Here is an 18,690-nt window from a genome sequence, read left to right as displayed (position 1 = left end):
GGACAATTCAATGAGAAACACGCTGTTGAAGCGTGCGGTGAGTGCTGCCGTAGTCAGCGCCCTCGCACTGTTCGGATTGACCCCCACGGCAGGAGCAGCGGTTGTCCGGCTGTCCGCGAACCTGACCGCGTCCAGCAGCAACGGCCCGTACGGGGCCGGCAACGCCGGTGACGGCAACCAGGGCAGCTACTGGGAGAGCACGAACGGTGTGTTCCCGCAGTGGCTCCAGGCCGACCTCGGCTCGTCGCGCAGCGTCAGCAAGGTCGTGCTGCGCCTGCCCGCGACCTGGGAGCAGCGCTCGCAAACGCTTGCCGTGCAAGGAAGTGCGAACGGCTCGCAGTTCAGCGACCTCGTCGGTTCCGGCGCGCGGGTCTTCTCCCCCGGCTCGAACAACACGGTGACGCTGGACTTCGCGGCCACCGACACCCGGTACGTGCGCGTCACGATCACCGCGAACTCCGGCTGGTCCGCGGGCCAGCTCAGCGAGTTCGAGGTGCACGGCGAGTCCGGACCGGTCGACCCGCCGCCCGCCGGTGACAACCTCGCGGCGGGCAAGCCGGTCGAGGAGTCCGGGCACGTGCACAACTTCGTGCCCGCCAACGCCGTGGACGGCAACACCGGCACGTACTGGGAGTCCAACGGCCTTCCCGGTCACCTGACGGCGAAGCTGGGCTCCAACGCCGACATCACCTCGGTCGTCGTGAAGCTCAACCCCGACTCCGCGTGGGGCGCCCGCACGCAGAACTTCGAGGTGCTGGGCAAGGAGGCAAGCGCTTCCGCGTTCGCGACCCTGAAGGCGCGCGCCGACTACCGGTTCGACCCGGCCACCGGCAACACCGTCACCGTCCCGGTGAGCGGGCGGGCCTCCGACGTGCGGCTGCACTTCTACTCGAACACCGGCGCGCCCGGCGGCCAGGTCGCCGAGTTCCAGGTGTTCGGCGCGTCCGCACCGGCACCCGACCTGACCGTCACGAACCTGACGTGGACGCCGGCCAGCCCCAGTGAGGCCGACGCGATCAGGCTCACCGCCACCGTGCGCAACGGCGGCACCGTGGCGTCCGGCGCGACGACGCTGAACGCCACCCTCGGCGGCACCGTCGCGGGCACCGCGTCCGTCGGCGCTCTCGCCGCCGGAGCCACGGCCACCGTCACCGTCGACGCGGGCCGTCGTGGCGCCGGGTCCTACGCGGCCGCGGCCACGGTGGACCCCGCCAACCAGGTCGCGGAGACCAACGAGGGCAACAACACCTTCACCTCCGGCTCTCCCCTGGTCGTCGGCCAGGCACCGGGACCGGACCTGCAGATCACCGGCGTCACGCCGAACCCGTCGTCCCCGGCGGCCGGCCAGCAGGTGACGTTCGCGGTGTCGGTCAACAACCGCGGCACGTCGGCGGCGGGCGCCTCGGTGACCCGCGTGTCCGTCGGCGGCAGCACGCTCAACGCCAACACCGGCGCGATCAACGCCGGTCAGACCGTCACGGTCAACGTCGGCACCTGGACCGCCACCAACGGCGGGGCCACGGCCACGGCGACCGCCGACGCGACCAACGTGGTGGCGGAGACCAACGAGACCAACAACACCGCGACCCAGTCCATTGTGGTCGGACGCGGCGCCTCGGTGCCGTTCACCTCGTACGAAGCGGAAGCGGGCCGCTACCAGGGCACGCTGCTGCAGGCCGACGCCGAGCGCACGTTCGGACACACCAACTTCGGGTCCGAGTCCTCGGGCCGCAAGTCGGTGCGCCTCGACGCGCAGGGCCAGTTCGTGGAGGTCACCTCGACGGTCAGCACCAACTCGATCGTCGTGCGCAACTCCATCCCGGACGCCGCCGCGGGCGGTGGCCAGGAGGCGACGATCAGCCTCTACGCGAACGACCAGTTCGTGCAGAAGCTGACGTTCTCGTCGCGCCACAGCTGGCTCTACGGCACGACGGACGACCCCGAGGGCCTCACGAACCGTCCGGGTGGCGACGCCCGCAGGCTGTTCGACGAGACCTCGCAGCTGCTGGCCTCGAGCTACCCGGCCGGCACGAAGTTCAAGCTGCAGCGCGACTCCGGTGACAACGCCCAGTTCTACGTCATCGACCTGATCGACCTGGAGCAGGTGGCCCCGGCCGCGTCGAAGCCGTCCGAGTGCGTGTCGATCACGCAGTACGGTGCCACGGCGAACGACCAGACGGACGACGCGGACGCGTTGCAGCGCGCCGTGACGGCCGACCAGAACGGGGAGATCCCCTGTGTCTGGATCCCGGAGGGCAAGTTCCGCCAGGAGAAGAAGATCCTGACGCTGTTCAACTCCGGCCAGTACAACCAGGTCGGCATCCGCAACGTCACGGTCCGCGGCGCCGGCATGTGGCACTCGCAGCTGTTCTCGCTCACCCAGCCGCAGGACGCGAACACGATCAACCACCCGCACGAGGGCAACTTCGGGTTCGACATCGACGACAACACGCAGCTCTCCGACTTCTCGATCTTCGGCTCCGGCCGGATCCGCGGCGGAGACGGCAACGCCGAGGGTGGTGTCGGCCTCACCGGCCGGTTCGGCAAGAACACCAAGGTCACCAACGTGTGGATCGAGCACGCCAACGTCGGTGTCTGGGTCGGCCGCGACTACACCAACCTGCCCGACCGCTGGAACCCCGGCGACGGCCTGCAGTTCAGCGGTATGCGCATTCGCAACACCTACGCCGACGGCATCAACTTCACCAACGGCACCCGCAACTCCACGGTGTTCAACTCGTCGTTCCGCACCACGGGCGACGACGCGCTGGCCGTGTGGGCGTCGAAGTACGTGAAGGACCAGAACCTCGACGTCGGCAGCGGCAACGCGTTCCTCAACAACACGATCGCACTTCCGTGGCGTGCCAACGGAATCGCGATCTACGGCGGTTCGAACAACCGCGCGGAGAACAACATCATCTCCGACACGGCGAACTACCCGGGCATCATGCTGGCGACCGACCACGACCCGCTGCCGTTCGGCGGGACCACGACGCTCGCCAACAACGCCCTGTACCGCACGGGCGGCGCGTTCTGGGGTGAGGCGCAGGAGTTCGGCGCCATCACGCTGTTCTCGCAGAACCTGCCGATCCCCGGCGTCGTCATCCGCGACACCGAGATCCTCGACTCCACCTACGACGGGATCCAGTTCAAGGGCGGCGGCAGCGGCATGCCGGACGTGCAGATCACCAACGTGCGCATCGACAAGTCCAACAACGGCTCGGGCATCCTCGCGATGGCCCAGGCCCGCGGGTCGGCGCGCCTGACGAACGTCACGATCACCAACTCGCGTGACGGCAACATCACGATCGAGCCGGGTTCGCAGTTCGTCATCAACTAGTTCGGACGTAGATCACTTTTGGAACCACCTCCGATCGGGTACTTCCCGGTCGGAGGTGGTTTCCATGTCGACGGTCGTCGTCGGTTTCGACGGTTCCGACCTGGCCAGGCGCGCGGTGCGGTTCGGTGCCGAGGAAGCATCCCGCTGCGGTGCGGCGCTCCAGGTCGTGCACGCGGTACGCGCTCCCCTGCCAGAACCGGTGTTCACACCGATGTCCATCCCGGTGCCGGAGTTCGTCACCGAGGAGACGATGTCCAAGGCCGCCGAGGACCACCTGGCCGAACTGGCCGCGGAGATCCGCGAGGGCTGGCCGTCGCTGGAGGTCGCCACGCACGTGCGCATCGGCCGCCCGGTCGACGTCCTCGCCGCCGAACCCGGCGACCTGCTCGTGCTCGGCTCGTCCGGCCGCACCGGCATCGCGGAGATGTTCCTGGGCTCCACCGCCATCGAACTCGTGTCGACGGCCGGCCGCCCCGTGATCGTGACGCGCTCCGGCCCGGTCGACGGCCGCGTGGTCGTGGGAGTCGACGGCTCCGACACGTCCACCGACGCGATCGCGTTCGCCTTCGAGTACGCCGCCCGCCACGGCCGCGAGTTGCTCGCCGTCTACGCGTTCAACGACGCGGGCTGGGCCGAACTGCCCGAGCCGGACGTCGACCACGTCCGCGCGGACCTCTCCAAGCTGCTCGACGAACAGCTCGCACCCCACGCCGCGCGCTGGCCGGACGTGCACGTGGCACACGAGGTCGTCTTCGACGCGCCCGCCCGCGCGTTGCTCCAAGCGGCCGACGGCGCTGCTCTCGTCGCGGTGGGCAGCCACGGCCGCGGCGCCGTGACGCGTGCGATCCTGGGTTCGGTGAGCCACGCTGTGCTCCACCACGCGCCGTGCCCGGTCGCGGTGGTCCATCGGAGGTGACGTTCAGATGCGTGGGTTAGCGGCCGTGCTGCTGTGTCTGGTCCTGGCTTCGTGCGGCCAAGTGCCGCCGCCCCAGGTGCCCGCGTCGAGCCCGCCGAGCGTGGTGACGTCCACGGCGGTGATGTCGCCGCCGAGTTCGGCCCCACCGAGCGTCCCGGTACCGACGTCCGCACCGCCGCCGCCCACGCTGCCGACGCCGTCGCGTGCGCTCGACCCGACGTTGAAGACGGTGCGTGGCACCGTGTCCGCCGGGGTCGAGTCCGGGTGCACGCTGCTCTCCACGCCCGGTGAGCAGTACCTGCTGCTCGGCGCCGACCCCGCGATCGCGGTGGCCGGCGCCGTGGTGGAGGTGAGCGGGCGGGCTGATCCCGGTGCGATGACCACGTGCCAGCAGGGCACGCCGTTCCACGTCACCAGGACGTCGCGCGGTTAGTCGTTCAGCGCCTTGCGGAGGAACGCCACCGCCTGGCTGATCGCGCCCTCAGCCGCGTGCGTGCCGCGCAACGCGTTGAGCATCACGAAGTCGTGGATCGCGCCCGCGTACCGGACGGCGGTGACGGGCACACCGGCCGCGCGCAGCTTGTCGGCGTAGGCCTCGCCCTCGTCGCGCAGGACGTCGGCCTCGGCGGTGATGACGAGTGCCTGGGGCAGGCCTTCCAACTGGTCGAGCGTGGCGCGCAACGGGGACGCGGTGATCTCGGCGCGCTCGACCGGGTTGGTCGTGTACTGGTCCCAGAACCACTGCATGCCGTCGCGGCGCAGGAAGTAGCCCTCGGCGAACTGCAGGTACGAGTCCGTGTCGAAGGCCGCGTCCGTGACCGGGTAGAAGAGCACCTGGGCCTTCAGCGGCACGTCACCGCGTTCCTTGGCCTGCAACGTCAAGGCCGCCGCCATGTTGCCACCGACCGAGTCGCCGGCCACCGCTACGCGCGAGGCGTCCAGGCCGTACGAGGCGCCGGAGGTCTGGATCCACTGCGCGGTGGCGTAGTTCTGGTTGATCGCGACCGGGTAGCGGGCCTCTGGCGAGCGCGAGTAGTCCGGGAAGACGACGGCCGCGCCGGTGCCGACGGCGAGTTCGCGGACCAGGCGGTCGTGGGTGTGGGCGTTGCCGAAGACCCAGCCCGCGCCGTGGATGTAGAGGACGACGGGAAGCTGACCCTCGACACCAGCAGGCTTGACGACGCGGACCTTGAAGCCGTCGAGCTCCACCCACTGCTCGTCGACCTCGGGCTTGTCGATCTCGCCCGACTGCACCTCGTCGACGGCCTTGCGGCCCTCCTCGGGGGTGATCTCGAACAGGAACGGGCGCTGGGCGGTCGCGGCGGCGAACTCGGCGGCGGCGGGTTCGAGGACTGGGCGCTTCATGGCTGCTCCTTCGGGTCGGATGCCATAAAGCTAGTGCGCGATTAAATCGTGCACAACGTAATCACGACCTCACCGATGACGGGAATAGCTCCGCCGCCGAGCGAACCGACGCCACGACCGCATCGAAGCACGCCCCGAAGTCCTCGCCCGTGTCGAGCCAGCGCTCAAAGGCCTCCTGGAGGCAGACAGCGACGAGCCGGGCCAGGAGGCCGGGCTCCACAGCACCGCGCTCGGCCAGCGCGTCGGCCAGGGCCGCCGTCATCGCGGCGCTCTTGGTCCGTTCGCGCTCCTGCAGTTCCGGACTGGACGCGATCACCGCACGACGCTCGACCGTGCGGCCGACGCGTTCCACGAGCAGGACGCCGACCCGCCTGGCCGCATCGAGCGCGATGGCGGGCGGCGACGTCTCCTCCGAGGCGCGCACGGCCTCGGCGATCACGGGCGGCAGCTGTTCCGAGCCGGCGAAGAGCACCTCGCGCTTGTCCGGGAAGTAGCGGAAGTACGAGCGGCGCGTGATGCCCGCGCGCTCGGCGATCTGCGTGACGGTCACGTCGTCGTACCCGTGCTCGACGAACAGTTCGAGCGCCGCCCGCCTGAGACGATCTTCGGTTCCCGGATCCCACCTGGCCACGCCGTCATCCTACCCAGTGATGTCTCAGTGTGCCGTCACCCGTGCTACGTTGGTGATGACACACTGAGACGTCACTCGGAGGAAAGCCATGAGCATCTGGGTTCTGGGCGCTACGGGACGCGTCGGCCGCGCCGTCACCACCGCCCTGCTCGACCGCGGCGAGAACGTCGTGCTGGTCGGCAGGGAGAGCGCACGGCTAAGTGAACTGGCGGCGTCGACCGGCCTGCGGGTGGTGATCGCGGACGGCGCCGAGCGCATCGCGGCGGCGATCAGGGAGGAACGACCCGCCGTCGTCGTCAACACCATCGGTGGTTACGGCGAGTCCGCGACGACCATCGCGCGCGCCTGCCTGCCCGGCGGGCACTACCTCGACCAGGCCGCGGACCTGACCGCCGTCCCACGGTTGCTCGCGCTGCACGACGAGGCCGCGGCGGCGGGCAGCACTCTCGTCACGGGCGCCGGGTTCGGCGTCCTCGCAACGGAAGCCGTCGTCGCGAAGCTGTGCGAGGGCAGGCCGGTACCTGCTCAGGTGCGGGTCGACGCGGTGGCGGCGGTGGCCATCGAGGCCGGGTTGCTGGGCAGCGCCCTGGCCGCGTCGATCATCGACGTGCTCGTGACCGGCGGGCGCCGCTTCCGCAACGGCTCCCTGACGAAGTCGAGCATCGGCACGGGCGCGCGGACCCTCCACCTGCCCGACGGTGAGCAAGCCGCCGTCTCCGAGGCGCCGTCCGCCGAACTGCTGGCAGCTCAACGAGCAAGCGGTGCACCGGAGGTCATCGCCGCCACCGCGATGATGCCCGCCTCACCGGTCATGAGGGCCGTGTTGCCGCTGGCGGGACGGCTGCTCGCGCTGGAACCGTTGCGGCGCTTCGCCATCGGCCGGATGGCCGGGGTCGAGACCAAGGCCGCGCCGAGCCCTCGCACGCACTCCTGGGGGCACGCCGTGGTCACCTGGCCCGACGGCACGACCCGCGAGGGGTGGCTGAAAGCGGGTGAGGGCATGGACTTCACCGCGGGCGTGTCCGCGGAGGTCGCGGCACGGCTCGCGAGGGGCGAGGGCAAGCCCGGCGCCTACACGCCCGCGGCCGCCTTCGGCCCCGAACTCGCCACCGCCGCGGGTGGCGAGTTCCTGAGCTGACGAGGAGCCCGCTTGGGCAAAGCGAGTCCCAGCTGACGGGGAAGCCCGCAGCGGGAATGCGAGTCCCTCAGCCGACTCCCGGCCGACCTCAGCCGACCGTGAAGCCCGCCGTCGCCCCCGTGAACCCGCTGATCTTCCCGGTCCACCCGCTCTTCTCGTCACCGTGGTGCACGATCCGATAGGTGCCCGCCGGCGTGTCCGCCGGAATCTGCCAGGTGATCGTGGCGTTCGAGAACGCGATGCCGACCCGTTCCCACTTGTAGCGCGTGGACCAGTCACCGTCGTCGGCCACGCGCACCCAGGCGCCGTTCACCTGCCGCTGCACCTCCAGGAAGGTGTGGTTGCGGTGCAGGTTGTTCTTCGGGTGGCCGGTGACGAACACGGACGTGACGGTCTCGCCGCGCGCGTACGAAGCCTTCGGGGCGGTGAGCACGTCGCCGTACTTCTTGTCCGCGGGCTTGTCGTCGAGCACGACGCCGGTCTGCAGGTTGATCTCGGTGAACGGCGGCTTGCCCGGCGTCGGGCCGGCGGGCAGCGTGGTGCCGGCCTTCATCGACGCCGCCAGCTTGCCGAACTCCTGCTGGTAGGCGGGCGTGGTGTTCCGGCCGAACAACGTGGAGCCGCCCTCGTACTGCTGCGAGTCGTACTCCTCCGGCGTGGTGACGTACTGGCTGTAGTCGTTGGCGTAGCCCTGGATCAGCACGTTCTGCAGCGGCACACCGGCCTCGGCGGCCACCGCCTTGCGGATGCGCAGGCCCGCGGTGATCGTGACCTCACCGGGCACGGCGACGAGGTGCAGCTGTCCGATGCGGACGATCTGCAGCGGCACGACGTTCGGGGTGGCACCGATCAGACCCGTCGGCACCAGCGACGCCTTGGGGAACTGGCAGTCCCGCAGCCACTGCGGGACCTCCATCTGCAGCGGCTCGAACAGCTTCTTCCACGGCGACTGCATGCCCTCGGCGAAGCCGGGGATGGCCGGGCCGTCCTCGATGCTGCCCGCGATGGTCGACGCGCCGACGACGCCGGAGCAGGTGGTGCCGGGCTGGCCGGTGTCGGTGAAGCGGCCCTCGACCTGCACGGCCGACATGTCCACGAACCGCATGCGCGAGTCGACGCCGCCGGAGATGGTGCTCTGCGGGCCGTTGTAGATCTCCTGCGCCTTGCGGTTCTGGCGCTCGCCGATGATGCGGGCGTTCTCGAACTCGTTCTCGGTGGGGCCGGAACCGGGCTTCAGGTTGAGGTTCGGCGACATGTCGCCCGCGTTGGTGTTCGGGAACGCCGCCACGAAGCCCGCGGTGTTGTCCAGGTAACGGACGCCCTCGTCGTCGTGCTCCCACTGGTACGCCGCGTAGCCCTTGTTGTCGGGGCTGATCAGCGTGTTGGCGTTGGTGATCGACGTGTTGTGCGTCGCGAACCAGCTGATCGCGCCGACGTCGTTCCCGGACTGCCGGAACTTCAGCACTGTCATCTGCGGGTCGATACCGGCGGGGAAGGAACCCTTGTCCGGGTTGCGGTCGAACGCCACGCGCGACCGGTTGACCGACGCGTTCGTGAGCTCGCCGACGCCGAGGCTGATCGAGCCGGGCTTCACGTCCTCGTGCGCCTCGACGACCGACTCGGTGATGCCGTCGACCACGGCCGCGAGCGCCTGCGGCTGCAGGCCGAGGATCGACAGGTTGTAGGCGATGTTGTGCGACTGGCCGCCGGGACCGCTGTGCGTGTGCGTGGCGGACAGCAGCAGGTTGTCGCGCGTGTAGGTGGTGCCGTACTTGGCCTGGAGCTTCGCGAGCACGCCCTCCTGCACCGCGCGGAAGATCATCGCGAGGTCGGCGTTGACGTACGCGACGCGCTTGTTCGTGGTGCGGTCGACCACGACGTAGGCCCGCGACCGCAGCCGCTGGTGCAGGCCCGTCGTCTTCTGGTCGAACTTCGAGTAGCCCATCATGCCGTTCTCGGCGGCCGGGCCGGTGACGTCCGAGATGCCCCGGCCCACGAGGTACGGCTCGGGTTCCGCCCACGCGAACGGTCCGCTGACCAGCGCCGCACCGACGAGTGCGGCGACCACCGTCAAGACTTTCGTCCGCATGAACACCCCGCTAAGTGAATTGGATTCACATTTCAGGGTCGACGGTAGGTGATCCAGACCACTGAGAGCAAGTCACCGCGAGTGCGTTGGCGGTGACGACGAGCAAGATTCCAGCCCAGTGGTGGAGTTCCAGGGTCTCGCCCAGCAGCACGAGACCGGCCAGGGCGGCGAGCACCGGATGCGCGCTGCACGCCAGCCCGAACAGCCTCGCGGGCACCTTGCGCAGCACGATCACGTCGGCCGCGTAGGGCACCACGCTGCAGAAGATGCCGGCCGCCACCGCGTACAGCACGGCCATGCCGCTGAAGTGCCCCTGGACGATCAGGAACACCGCGACCGGCAGGTACAGCAGCGCCGACACGCTGGTCGCCGCCGCGGGCGCCTGCAGGCCGGGCAGCCGCTGTCCGACCAGGCGGTTGAGCAGGATGTACGCGGCCCAGCTCGCCGCGGCCAGCAGTCCGGCGCCGATGCCGATCCAGTCGCTGGACGGCCCCGGCAGCACCAGCACGTAGACGCCGGCGGCCGCGATCAGCACGAACAGGAAGTCGAGCCGGGTGCGGGACGCCGCCAGCGCGACGCACAGCGGCCCGAGGACCTCCAGCGTGACCGCGAGACCCAGCCCGATCCGGTCGACGGCGGTGTAGAGGCTGAGGTTCATGGTCGCGAACACCACGCCGAGCGCGATCGTCGGCCACCACTGCGCCCAGGTGAATCTTCGCGGGTTCGGGCGGGCGACGGGCAGCAACACTGCGGCGGCGACGAACTGGCGGACGGCCACCACCCCGGCCGGGCCGATCGTGGCGAACGCGTGCGCGCCCACCGCGGCGCCGAGCTGACTGCTGGCGGCGCTGGCGGTCATCGTGGCGAATCCACCGAGGCTCTTCATGCCGCCAGCCTGCGGTCCCGAGTGCGATACGGGAAATGCATCGGCCGTGCCGACGATACGTCTGACGTATAGATTCGACGGCATGGACCTGCGGCATCTGAAGGCCTTCGTCGCCGTGGTGGACGCCGGCACCTTCACCGACGCCGCCACCACCCTCGGCCTCACCCAGGCGTCCGTGTCCCGTTCGGTCGCCGCGCTCGAAGCCACCCTGGGCGTGCGGCTCCTGCAGCGCTCACCGCGGCACGTCTCGCTCACCACGACCGGCGCCCAGGTGCTCGAAGGCGCGCGGCGGGTGCTGGACGAGGTCGCGCACCTGCACCGGATCGCGTCCCAGTCGCTGACGGAGCTCCGCATCGGCTACGCCTGGGCGGCGCTCGGCAAGCACACCCGGCGCGTGCAGAAGGCCTGGGCCGCACAGCATCCCGGCTTGCCGCTGGTGTTCGCGCAGTCGAACTCGCTGACGGCCGGGCTCGCCGAGGGCACCGCCGACATCGCCGTCGTGCGCAAAGCCCTGGAGGACACGAGGTTCGAGACGGCGTTGCTGGGCACCGAACGCCGCTACGGTGTGGTCGCGACGGACAACCCGTTGGCGCGCAAGCGTTCGCTCAAGCTCGCCGACCTGGCCCGCTACTCGCTGGCCGTGGACGACCGCACCGGCACGACCACCCTGGACCTCTGGCAACCCGGCAAGGCGCCGGCCGTCGTCCGCAACACGAGCAGCGTCGACGAGTGGCTGACGCTGATCGCCGCCGGGCAGGCCGTCGGCATGACGTCGGAGGCGACGGCGAGCCTGAACCCGCGCCCCGGCGTCGCCTACCGGGCCGTGGTGGACGCGCCGCCGATCGCGGTGTGGCTCGCGTGGTGGAAGGACCAGCCACCGCAGCACCTCACCGACCTGATCACGCTGGCGTGCGACGCCTACCGCGCCTGAAGCGGTGTGAGAAATCGCTGCCACAACAGGGAGATGAGTGGAAGGTTCTCCTCTCTCGCCCGTCCAGGAGCTCACTTAGTGTGACTTCCCATGGACGGGCTGATGCAACCCCGGCCGCTCACCCTCGCGCACGTGCTGGAGCGGGCCGAGCGGCTGTACGCGCACAAGCAGGTCGTGACGGTCGGCGAGCGCGTCACGTACGCCGAGGTGGCCACGCGGACACGACGGCTCGCGACCGCGCTCGACTCGCTCGGTGTCCCGGCCAGCGCGCGGGTCGCCACGTTCGCCACCAACACGCGTCGGCACCTGGAGCTCTACCTCGCGGTGCCGATCACGAAGCGGGTGCTGCACTCCATCAACATCCGGCTGTCGGCGGAGCACCTCGAGTACATCGTCAACCACGCCGAGGACGACGTCGTGTTCGTCGACCGCGCGCTGCTGCCGAGGATCTGGCCCAGCGCCGACCGGATGCCGAAGGTCCGGCACTGGGTGGTCCTGCCCGACGACAGCGACGAGCCGATCCCCGCCGACCCCCGCGTCCTGCACTACGACGACCTGGTCACGGCCGCCGAACCGTTCGAGGGCTCGTTCGAGGACTCGTTCACGCTCGCCGACGAGAACCTGGCCTCCGGGCTCTGCTACACCTCCGGCACGACCGGGCCGCCGAAAGGCGTGCTGTACAGCCACCGCTCGACGATCCTGCACTGCCTGGGCACGCTCGCCGCCGGGTTCATCGGCCTGTGCGAGAGCGACGTCGTGATGCCGATCGTGCCCATGTTCCACGCCAACGCCTGGGGCCTGCCCTACGGCGCGATGATGACGGGCGCCTCGCTGGTGCTGCCCGGCCCGTCGTCGGACCCGACGCACCTGCTGACGCTGATGGAGACCGAACGCGTCACCGTCGCCGGGGCCGTGCCGACGGTGTGGACGAGCCTGGTTCCCCAGCTGGCGTTCCACGACCTGAGCGCCACGCGGTTCCTGCTCGGCGGTGGCTCGGTGATCGCCCCGGCGCTGTCCGAGACGTTCCGGGCCGCGCTCGGCGTCCCGATCACCCACTCCTGGGGCATGACGGAGATCAGTCCTGTCGGGACGATCGGCGGCACCCGCACCCAGCACTCCGGCACGACCGAGCCCGAACGGACCGCGGTGCGGGCGGCGCAGGGCCAGCCACTGCCACTCGTGAACCTGCGGATCGCCGACGTCGAGACGGGCCAGGAACTCCCCCGCGACGGCCGGGCGATCGGCGAGCTGCAGGTGGCGGGCCCCTGGGTGGCGGGCGGCTACTTCCAGGTGGACGCGGTGGAGAGCTTCACCGACGACGGCTGGCTGCGCACCGGCGACCTCGCCACGATCGACACCGACGGCTACATCCGGCTCGTCGACCGGATGAAGGACCTGATCAAGTCCGGCGGCGAGTGGATCTCCTCGGTCGAGCTGGAGAGCGCCCTCACCTCGCACCCCGACGTCGTCGAGGTCGCCGTGATCGCGCGCCCGGACCCGAAGTGGGGCGAACGGCCGGTGGCCTACGTCGTGCTGCGCGACGGCAGCGCCACCACCGGGGACGAGCTCTTGCGGCACATCACGCCCGCGGTCGCCAAGTGGTGGCTGCCCGACGAGGTCGTCTTCCGGACCGCCTTGCCCAAGACCGGCACGGGCAAGCTCTCCAAGAGCGCCCTGCGCGGCTCAACCCAGGTCGCGCAAGCGGAACAGCTGCAGGCCTAGCTGCAGCTCCAGGTCGTTCTCGGTGCGCCAGTCCGCACCGAGAACGTCACTGACCCGGTCCAGCCTCTTCAGCAACGTGTTGACGTGCACGTGCAACGCGCGTGCGGTCGCGGCGACGTTCGCGCGGTGGTCGTAGTAGGCGCTGAGGGTGCCGACGAGGTCGGTGCCGCGTCGCTGGTCGTAGTCGGCCAGCGGACCCACGGAGGTGTCGAGGAACCGGTCGAGCTCGCGCACCCGGTCGGCGTCGAAGATCATCGCGTACAGCGCGTACCGGCTCGTCGTGACGCCCCGGTCGGTGTGCCCGAGAGCCCGGATGACCGCGCCACAACGACTTGCCAGCGAGAACGCGCGCGTCCAGTCGTGGCCGGCGGCCCGCTCCCCCACCACGACGACGGAACCGCCGAGCGCACGCCGGAGCCGCCGGTGCACGTCCTCGACGGTGCGCTCGTCGTCGGTGCTGGGCACGATCATCGTGGCCCTGCCCAGGTGTTCGCCCGCCAGTCCGGCGCGGTCCTTCGCGATGTCGTGCAGGTGCCGCGCGAGCTCGGTCGAGGTCAGCGCGGGCGAGTCCGCGACCAGCACCAGGTTCAGCCGGTCGGCGTTGATGTGCCTGGCCTGCGCGCGTGACCGCTGCGACGGGCTGATGCCGGGGCTGCCGACCATCAGCTCGGTCAGCAGCTCGCCGCTGAGCCGTTCGCTGGCGTCGGCGACCGCGCGTTCCTTCAGGATCAGCAGCCCGAGGATGTGCGTGGCGCGTTCGAGGGTGCGCAGGTCCATCTCGTCCGAGACGTCCTGCTCCGGCAACGCCTTCCGGCTCCACGACAGCGCGCCGAGGTGGCTGTCGCCCGCCCGGATCGGGGCCACGCTGTGCGCGATCCCGTCGGCGTCGACCGACGTCGTGACCCGGCCGGAACGGGTTCCCGCCGCCCTGTCGAGCACGACGACGGTCCCGCCCAGCTGTCCGGCGAGGAGCTGGGCGACGTCGTCCGGCGTGCCTCCCTCCAGCACCACACCGGTGAGGGTCTCGTGGATCGCCTGCGCCCGTTCGACGACGGCGACGTGCTTCCGCAGCTCCTGCAACGCTTTGCGGCTCTCCTCGTAGAGCCGCGCGTTGTCGAGCGCCACCGCCGCGTGGTCGGCGAACGCGCTGAGCAACGCGATCTCGCCCGCGTGGAACGACCGTTCGGAGCGGTAGGCGGCGAACAGCGCGCCCACCACCTCGTCGCGGATCACCAGCGGCACACCGAGGAGCGCGACCAGGTCCTCCGTGACGACGAGGCGGTCGAAGCCGGCGTCGTGGTCGATGAGGGTCGAGGCGGCGTAGTTGGGCACCCACTGCGGGCGCCTGGTCGCGAGCACCTTGCCGCCGAGCCCGACCCCCGCCGGGATGGTCGCGCTCAGGAACGCCGCCGAGATCGTCCCCTCGGCCGCCTTGGCCGACAGCCTGCCGTCCGCGACCAGCGAGAGGTACGTGAAGTCCGTGCCCATCAGGTCGTGGGCGTGGCGCACGATCGACTGCAGCACGTCGTCCAGTTCGCCGAGGGCCGTCAGCGACTTGGCCGTGGCGTACAGCGACGCCAGTTCGCGCTGGCGGCGCACGAGCTCGTGCGACTCACTCGGGTCGATGCTCACCGGGCCATTCTCACCCATCGGCCGGTAGAGGAAAGGCCCACCGAACCAGCCTCAGCGGTGTGTGATCCGGACCTCAACCGGAGGGTGCCACCGCCCTAGCATTGGCCGCCATCACCTGCCGGTTCATCGACGAAGGCGGCATGTATGGCAACCCCTCTGGCCCAGCCCGAAGAGCAGTCCGCCCAGACCGACGCGACCCGCCGCCGCGGCTTCCGCAAGCTGCTGACCGTGGGGCTGATCGGCAGTTCGATCGAGTGGTACGACTTCTTCCTGTACGGCACCGCGGCCGCGCTGGTGTTCCCCAAGGTGTTCTTCCCGCAGTCCTCGGCGCTGACCGGCACGCTGCTCGCGTTCAGCACGTTCTGGGCGGGCTTCGTGGCGCGTCCGATCGGCGGGGTGCTCGCCGGGCACTTCGGGGACAAGTACGGCCGCAAGCCGGTTGTGGTCACGTGTCTCGCGCTGATGGGCGCCGCGACGTTCCTGATCGGCTGCCTGCCCAGCGCGTCGGCGGTGGGTGCGCTGGCTCCGATCCTGCTGGTGACGCTGAGGTTCCTGCAGGGACTGGCGGCGGGTGGTCAGTGGGGCGGGATCATGTTGCTGCTGACCGAGTCCGCGAGTCCCAAGCGGCGCGGGTTCGCCGGGACGTTCGGGCAGACCAGCGTTCCGGTGGCCGTGATCATCTCGAACCTGATCTTCGTGGCGGCCAGCGGGCTGATGCCGAACGACGCGTTCCTGAGCTGGGGCTGGCGGATCCCGTTCCTCGTCAGCGTCGTGATGTTCGCCGTGGTGCTGTACATCCAGTCCAAAGTGGAGGACACCCCGGAGTTCCGCCAGTTGCAGAAGGAGGTCTCCCGGCCCGAACGCGCGGTCGTGCGTGCCCCGCTCGCGCAGGTGATCCGGAGCCGGTGGGGCACGATCCTGCTCGCCTGCGGCATCCTGTCCGCCACCAACAGCCTCTTCTACGTGAGCATCGCCGGACTTCTCAACTACGGCACCACGTCGTTGAAGCTCGACCGCGACGGGCTGCTCGCCGTCGTGCTGCTCAGTTCCGTGGCGATGCTCGCTGCGCTGCCGTGGGCGGGGCACGTCTCCGACCGGATCGGGCGCCGGCCGTTGATCCTCGTCGGCGGACTGGGCGTGGCGCTGTGGGGCTTCCCGTACTTCGGGCTCGTCAACACCGCGTCACTGCCGCTGATCTTCGTCGCCGTCGTGGTCGGGTTCATCTTCCAGAGCCTCACGTACGGCCCGATCGCGAGCTTCCTCGGCGAGCTGTTCGCGCCCAACGTCCGGTACTCCGGCGCGTCGCTGTCCTACCAGCTCTCCGCGATCATCATCAGCGGTGGCACGCCGTTCCTCATGACGGCGCTCATCGCCGAGACCGGCAGCACGGTCCCCGTCGCCGCCTACATCACCCTGATGGGGCTGATCACGTTCGTCAGCGCGTGGTTCCTGCCCGAGACGAACCCGGCCGAGGTCCGCGAGGACCCGCAGGCCGTCCCCGGCACGCACCTCTACCGCTGAAAGGGGTCCGACGTGAAGACGCTCGCTGTCGCGGCGACCGGGGTGCTGCTGCTCGGCGCCGGCCCCGCCCTCGCCACTGCGCCGACGACCGTGCCGGAGTGCGCCTCGCTGAACCAGGTGCGGATCCCGGCCTCGGCGATCAGCCTGCCGACCACGGGTGGTCGCGTCACCGCGGCCGCCACGACGAGCAGTGTCGTGAGTGGACGGACGGTCGAGCACTGCCAGGTCGACGCCGACCTGTACCCGGTCGACCGGTCGGCGCCCGCCATCAAGATGCGGATCTCGTTGCCGCACGGCTGGAACCGCAAGGCGATGATGTTCGGCGGCGGTGGCTACAACGGCACGATCCCGGCGCTGACGGGGAACGTGCCGTTCTCGACCGCGCCGGCTCCCCTGGCGCGCGGGTACGCGGTGTTCGCCAGCGACTCCGGCCACCAGCAGGGACCGGTGGCCGTGCCGTCGCTCGACGGCTCGTTCGGCGTGAACGACGAGGCGGTGCGCAACTTCGCCGCGGGTGACGCGCTGAAGAAGACGCATGACGCGAGCCAGTTCCTGATCCGCCGTGCCTACGGGCGCAGCCCTGCCGGAACGTTCTTCGCCGGAGGATCGACCGGCGGGCGTGAGGCGCTGATCGTCGCGCAGCGGTGGCCGCAGGCGTTCGACGGCGTGATCTCGGGCTATCCGGCGTGGAACAACCTCGCCGAGGTCCTGTACCTGGGCCACCTGACGCAGGTCCTCTCCCGCCCCGGTACATTCCCCGGCCCGGCGAAGCAGACCTTGTTGTACGACAACGTGATCAGCGCGTGCGACGGGCTTGACGGCGTTTCGGACCGCGTCGTCTCGAACCTGGGCGCGTGCCACTTCGACCCCCGTGTCCTGCGCTGCCCCGATGGCGCGGACACGGGCCCCACCTGCCTCTCCGATGCCCAGATCGGTGCCGTGACGGCGATGTCGACGCCGTTCCGGTGGCCGTACCGCGTCGCGAGCGGCGAAACCCAGTACCCCGGCTTCCCGTTCCTGTCGGGTGCCGACATGCGGACGCCGTTCCTCGGGTTCGGCACGACCGCGCCCGCCAACCCGATGCCGGTCACCAGCGGGTACGGCATGCAGTACTGGGACCAGTGGGTGAAGCACTTCCTGACCCGCGACCCCGCCTTCAACTCCCTCGACCTGGATCCCCGCAGGCCCGGGAAGTGGCTCGACCGGATCAGCCGGTTGTCCACGATCCAGGACCGCAACAACGTCGACCTCCGGCCGTTCGCGCGCTCGGGCGGCAAGCTGATCCTGGTGCACGGCGCGGCGGACGAGCTCGTCTCGCACCTCTCGACCAACGACTACTACGAACGCGTGCGCGACCTCCTCGGCCCCGAGAAGACACGGGAGTTCCTGCGCTACTACGTGGTGCCGGGCGCGAACCACGCCAACTTCGGCACCCCGGCGTTCGCCGCCGGATGGGACTCGCTCACGGCACTCGAACAGTGGGTCGCGAGTGGACGGTCGCCGCGCAACCCCGTGGTGACCGACATCGCGCACGACCGCACCCGTCCGTTGTGCGAGTACCCCGCCTGGCCCCGGTACCGCGCGGGCGATCCGGACAGCGCGGCGAGCTTCACCTGCGTCACCGGCTGAGGAACTCGTGCACCACCGCGATCAACGCCCTGGTCGCGGCGCTCGGAGCGCGGTCGGCCGGTCGGGCCAGCCCGACCGGCCAGCGCAGGTCCGCGCCGGTCACCTGGAGCACGGCGACGTCCCTCGTGTCGCGCAGGACGTAGCCCGGCAGCAACGCGATGCCGAGGCCGTGGCGCACGTAGTCGACGCCGGTGAACAGGTCCGACATCTCCAGGGTCACGTGACGGGGAACCGCGCCGGCCGCGAACGCGCGGTCCACCACGGCGCGGTTGCCGTAGCCCAGCGGTGAGTCGATGAAGTCCAGGCCGGCGAGCTCCGCGATGGACACCTCGGTCCTCGCCGCCAGCGGGTGGTCGTGCGGCACGACCAGGTGCATGACCGAGTGGGTGAGCTCGTCGAGCACGATCCCGGCCGGCACCTCCCCCGGCAGCGACACGAAGGACACGTCAAGCCTGCGGTCCAGCAGCAGCTCGACGAGCCCGATGGAGCCCGTGGTGGCCGCGTTGGTGCGCACCAGCACGCCGGGGTGACGGCGGTGGAACTCGCCGAGCAGCGCCGGCAGGTCGATGAGGGTCATCGCGTTCAGCGTGCCGAGCCGGACCGTCCCCGTCAGGCCTCCCCTCACCTGTGCCACGGCGTCCTTCGCCTCGGTCACGGCGTCCAGGACGGCCTGGGCCTTGGGCAGCAGCGCCTCGCCCGCGTCGGTGAGCAGGACGCGCTGGGAGTTGCGGTCGAGCAGGGTGGCGCCGAGCTCGCGTTCGAGGGTCTTGATCGCGGCGGACACGGCGGACTGGACGACGTGCACACGTGCGGCGGCACGCGTGAAGCTGCCCTCCTCCGCGACCGCTACGAAGTACTCCAGCTGACGAACATCCACACCAGCGAGTATC

The 18,690-nt window shown here is 70.3% G+C and carries 15 protein-coding genes; 8 read left to right on the top strand and 7 right to left on the bottom strand.

Going from position 1 to position 18,690, the window contains the following annotated elements; all coding sequences use genetic code 11:
* Nucleotides 1–10: 10 nt before the first annotated feature.
* Nucleotides 11–3,340, top strand: coding sequence for a CARDB domain-containing protein (locus ACFWN2_RS09570; protein WP_382426200.1), 3,330 nt, complete (start codon nt 11–13; stop codon nt 3,338–3,340).
* A 64-nt stretch (nt 3,341–3,404) separates the two neighbouring features.
* Nucleotides 3,405–4,256: a universal stress protein gene (locus tag ACFWN2_RS09565; RefSeq protein WP_382426199.1), complete on the top strand. Its 852-nt coding sequence runs from the start codon at nt 3,405–3,407 to the stop codon at nt 4,254–4,256.
* A 3-nt stretch (nt 4,257–4,259) separates the two neighbouring features.
* Here the strand turns inward: ACFWN2_RS09565 and ACFWN2_RS09560 are convergent, their stop codons facing one another.
* Nucleotides 4,260–4,496, bottom strand: a complete 237-nt coding sequence (locus ACFWN2_RS09560; protein ID WP_382426198.1) for a hypothetical protein — start codon at nt 4,494–4,496, stop codon at nt 4,260–4,262.
* Here ACFWN2_RS09560 and ACFWN2_RS09555 point away from each other — a divergent pair.
* The gene (locus ACFWN2_RS09555; RefSeq protein WP_382426197.1) at nt 4,486–4,689 is read left to right on the top strand and encodes a hypothetical protein; all 204 of its coding nucleotides are present in this window, start codon (nt 4,486–4,488) and stop codon (nt 4,687–4,689) included. The two genes, ACFWN2_RS09560 and ACFWN2_RS09555, sit on opposite strands and share 11 nt — an antisense overlap.
* On the opposite strand, the gene ACFWN2_RS09550 is transcribed toward ACFWN2_RS09555, so the two are convergent.
* Entirely contained in the window at nt 4,686–5,621 is a 936-nt protein-coding gene (locus tag ACFWN2_RS09550) for an alpha/beta hydrolase (protein ID WP_382426195.1), read from the bottom strand. The two genes, ACFWN2_RS09555 and ACFWN2_RS09550, sit on opposite strands and share 4 nt — an antisense overlap.
* 61 nt (nt 5,622–5,682) lie before the next feature.
* Nucleotides 5,683–6,252, bottom strand: a complete 570-nt coding sequence (locus ACFWN2_RS09545) for a TetR/AcrR family transcriptional regulator (protein WP_382426193.1) — start codon at nt 6,250–6,252, stop codon at nt 5,683–5,685.
* 88 nt (nt 6,253–6,340) lie between these two features.
* On the opposite strand from ACFWN2_RS09545, the gene ACFWN2_RS09540 reads away from it, so the two are divergent.
* On the top strand, nt 6,341–7,390 hold the full coding sequence (locus ACFWN2_RS09540) for a saccharopine dehydrogenase NADP-binding domain-containing protein (RefSeq protein ID WP_382426191.1): 1,050 nt from the start codon (nt 6,341–6,343) through the stop codon (nt 7,388–7,390).
* 88 nt (nt 7,391–7,478) lie between these two features.
* Here ACFWN2_RS09540 and ACFWN2_RS09535 read toward each other — a convergent pair whose 3' ends face one another.
* Nucleotides 7,479–9,479 carry a neutral/alkaline ceramidase gene (locus tag ACFWN2_RS09535; RefSeq protein ID WP_382426189.1) on the bottom strand — a complete coding sequence of 667 codons (2,001 nt, stop codon included), beginning with the start codon at nt 9,477–9,479 and terminating at the stop codon, nt 7,479–7,481.
* A 25-nt stretch (nt 9,480–9,504) separates the two neighbouring features.
* Entirely contained in the window at nt 9,505–10,365 is an 861-nt protein-coding gene (locus ACFWN2_RS09530; RefSeq protein WP_382426188.1) for a DMT family transporter, read from the bottom strand.
* Nucleotides 10,366–10,447: 82 nt separating this feature from the next.
* On the opposite strand from ACFWN2_RS09530, the gene ACFWN2_RS09525 reads away from it, so the two are divergent.
* Nucleotides 10,448–11,296 carry a LysR family transcriptional regulator gene (locus tag ACFWN2_RS09525; RefSeq protein WP_382426186.1) on the top strand — a complete coding sequence of 283 codons (849 nt, stop codon included), beginning with the start codon at nt 10,448–10,450 and terminating at the stop codon, nt 11,294–11,296.
* Between the two features lie 90 nt (nt 11,297–11,386).
* A complete protein-coding gene (locus tag ACFWN2_RS09520; RefSeq protein WP_382426185.1) occupies nt 11,387–13,018 on the top strand; it encodes a long-chain fatty acid--CoA ligase in 1,632 nt (543 codons plus the stop codon).
* Here ACFWN2_RS09520 and ACFWN2_RS09515 read toward each other — a convergent pair.
* Nucleotides 12,980–14,650: a helix-turn-helix domain-containing protein gene (locus ACFWN2_RS09515; protein WP_382426183.1), complete on the bottom strand. Its 1,671-nt coding sequence runs from the start codon at nt 14,648–14,650 to the stop codon at nt 12,980–12,982. The two genes, ACFWN2_RS09520 and ACFWN2_RS09515, sit on opposite strands and share 39 nt — an antisense overlap.
* A gap of 144 nt (nt 14,651–14,794) precedes the next feature.
* On the opposite strand from ACFWN2_RS09515, the gene ACFWN2_RS09510 reads away from it, so the two are divergent.
* Complete coding sequence (locus ACFWN2_RS09510; protein WP_382426181.1) at nt 14,795–16,171, top strand: MFS transporter; 1,377 nt, start codon at nt 14,795–14,797, stop codon at nt 16,169–16,171.
* 12 nt (nt 16,172–16,183) lie between these two features.
* Nucleotides 16,184–17,800: a tannase/feruloyl esterase family alpha/beta hydrolase gene (locus tag ACFWN2_RS09505; RefSeq protein ID WP_382426179.1), complete on the top strand. Its 1,617-nt coding sequence runs from the start codon at nt 16,184–16,186 to the stop codon at nt 17,798–17,800.
* Here ACFWN2_RS09505 and ACFWN2_RS09500 read toward each other — a convergent pair.
* Nucleotides 17,790–18,677: a LysR family transcriptional regulator gene (locus ACFWN2_RS09500; RefSeq protein WP_382426177.1), complete on the bottom strand. Its 888-nt coding sequence runs from the start codon at nt 18,675–18,677 to the stop codon at nt 17,790–17,792. The genes ACFWN2_RS09505 and ACFWN2_RS09500 overlap by 11 nt on opposite strands.
* Between the last annotated feature and the right edge of the window lie 13 nt (nt 18,678–18,690).

The sequence above is a fragment of the Lentzea sp. NPDC058436 genome (genome assembly GCF_042721515.1).
Taxonomy (GTDB): Bacteria; Actinomycetota; Actinomycetes; order Mycobacteriales; family Pseudonocardiaceae; genus Lentzea.
The sequence above is the reverse complement of the archived record's forward strand: the minus strand, read 5'-3'. Positions and strand labels throughout refer to the sequence as shown.

Excerpts from the sequence above, each read along its gene's own strand:
- ACFWN2_RS09525 (WP_382426186.1), top strand. The coding sequence starts at position 10,448 with ATGGACCTGCGGCATCTGAAGGCCTTCGTCGCCGTGGTGGACGCCGGC.
- ACFWN2_RS09565 (WP_382426199.1), top strand. The coding sequence starts at position 3,405 with ATGTCGACGGTCGTCGTCGGTTTCGACGGTTCCGACCTGGCCAGGCGC.
- ACFWN2_RS09570 (WP_382426200.1), top strand. The coding sequence starts at position 11 with ATGAGAAACACGCTGTTGAAGCGTGCGGTGAGTGCTGCCGTAGTCAGC.
- ACFWN2_RS09530 (WP_382426188.1), bottom strand. The coding sequence starts at position 10,365 with ATGAAGAGCCTCGGTGGATTCGCCACGATGACCGCCAGCGCCGCCAGC.
- ACFWN2_RS09550 (WP_382426195.1), bottom strand. The coding sequence starts at position 5,621 with ATGAAGCGCCCAGTCCTCGAACCCGCCGCCGCCGAGTTCGCCGCCGCG.
- ACFWN2_RS09540 (WP_382426191.1), top strand. The coding sequence starts at position 6,341 with ATGAGCATCTGGGTTCTGGGCGCTACGGGACGCGTCGGCCGCGCCGTC.
- ACFWN2_RS09520 (WP_382426185.1), top strand. The coding sequence starts at position 11,387 with ATGGACGGGCTGATGCAACCCCGGCCGCTCACCCTCGCGCACGTGCTG.
- ACFWN2_RS09535 (WP_382426189.1), bottom strand. The coding sequence starts at position 9,479 with ATGCGGACGAAAGTCTTGACGGTGGTCGCCGCACTCGTCGGTGCGGCG.
- ACFWN2_RS09510 (WP_382426181.1), top strand. The coding sequence starts at position 14,795 with ATGGCAACCCCTCTGGCCCAGCCCGAAGAGCAGTCCGCCCAGACCGAC.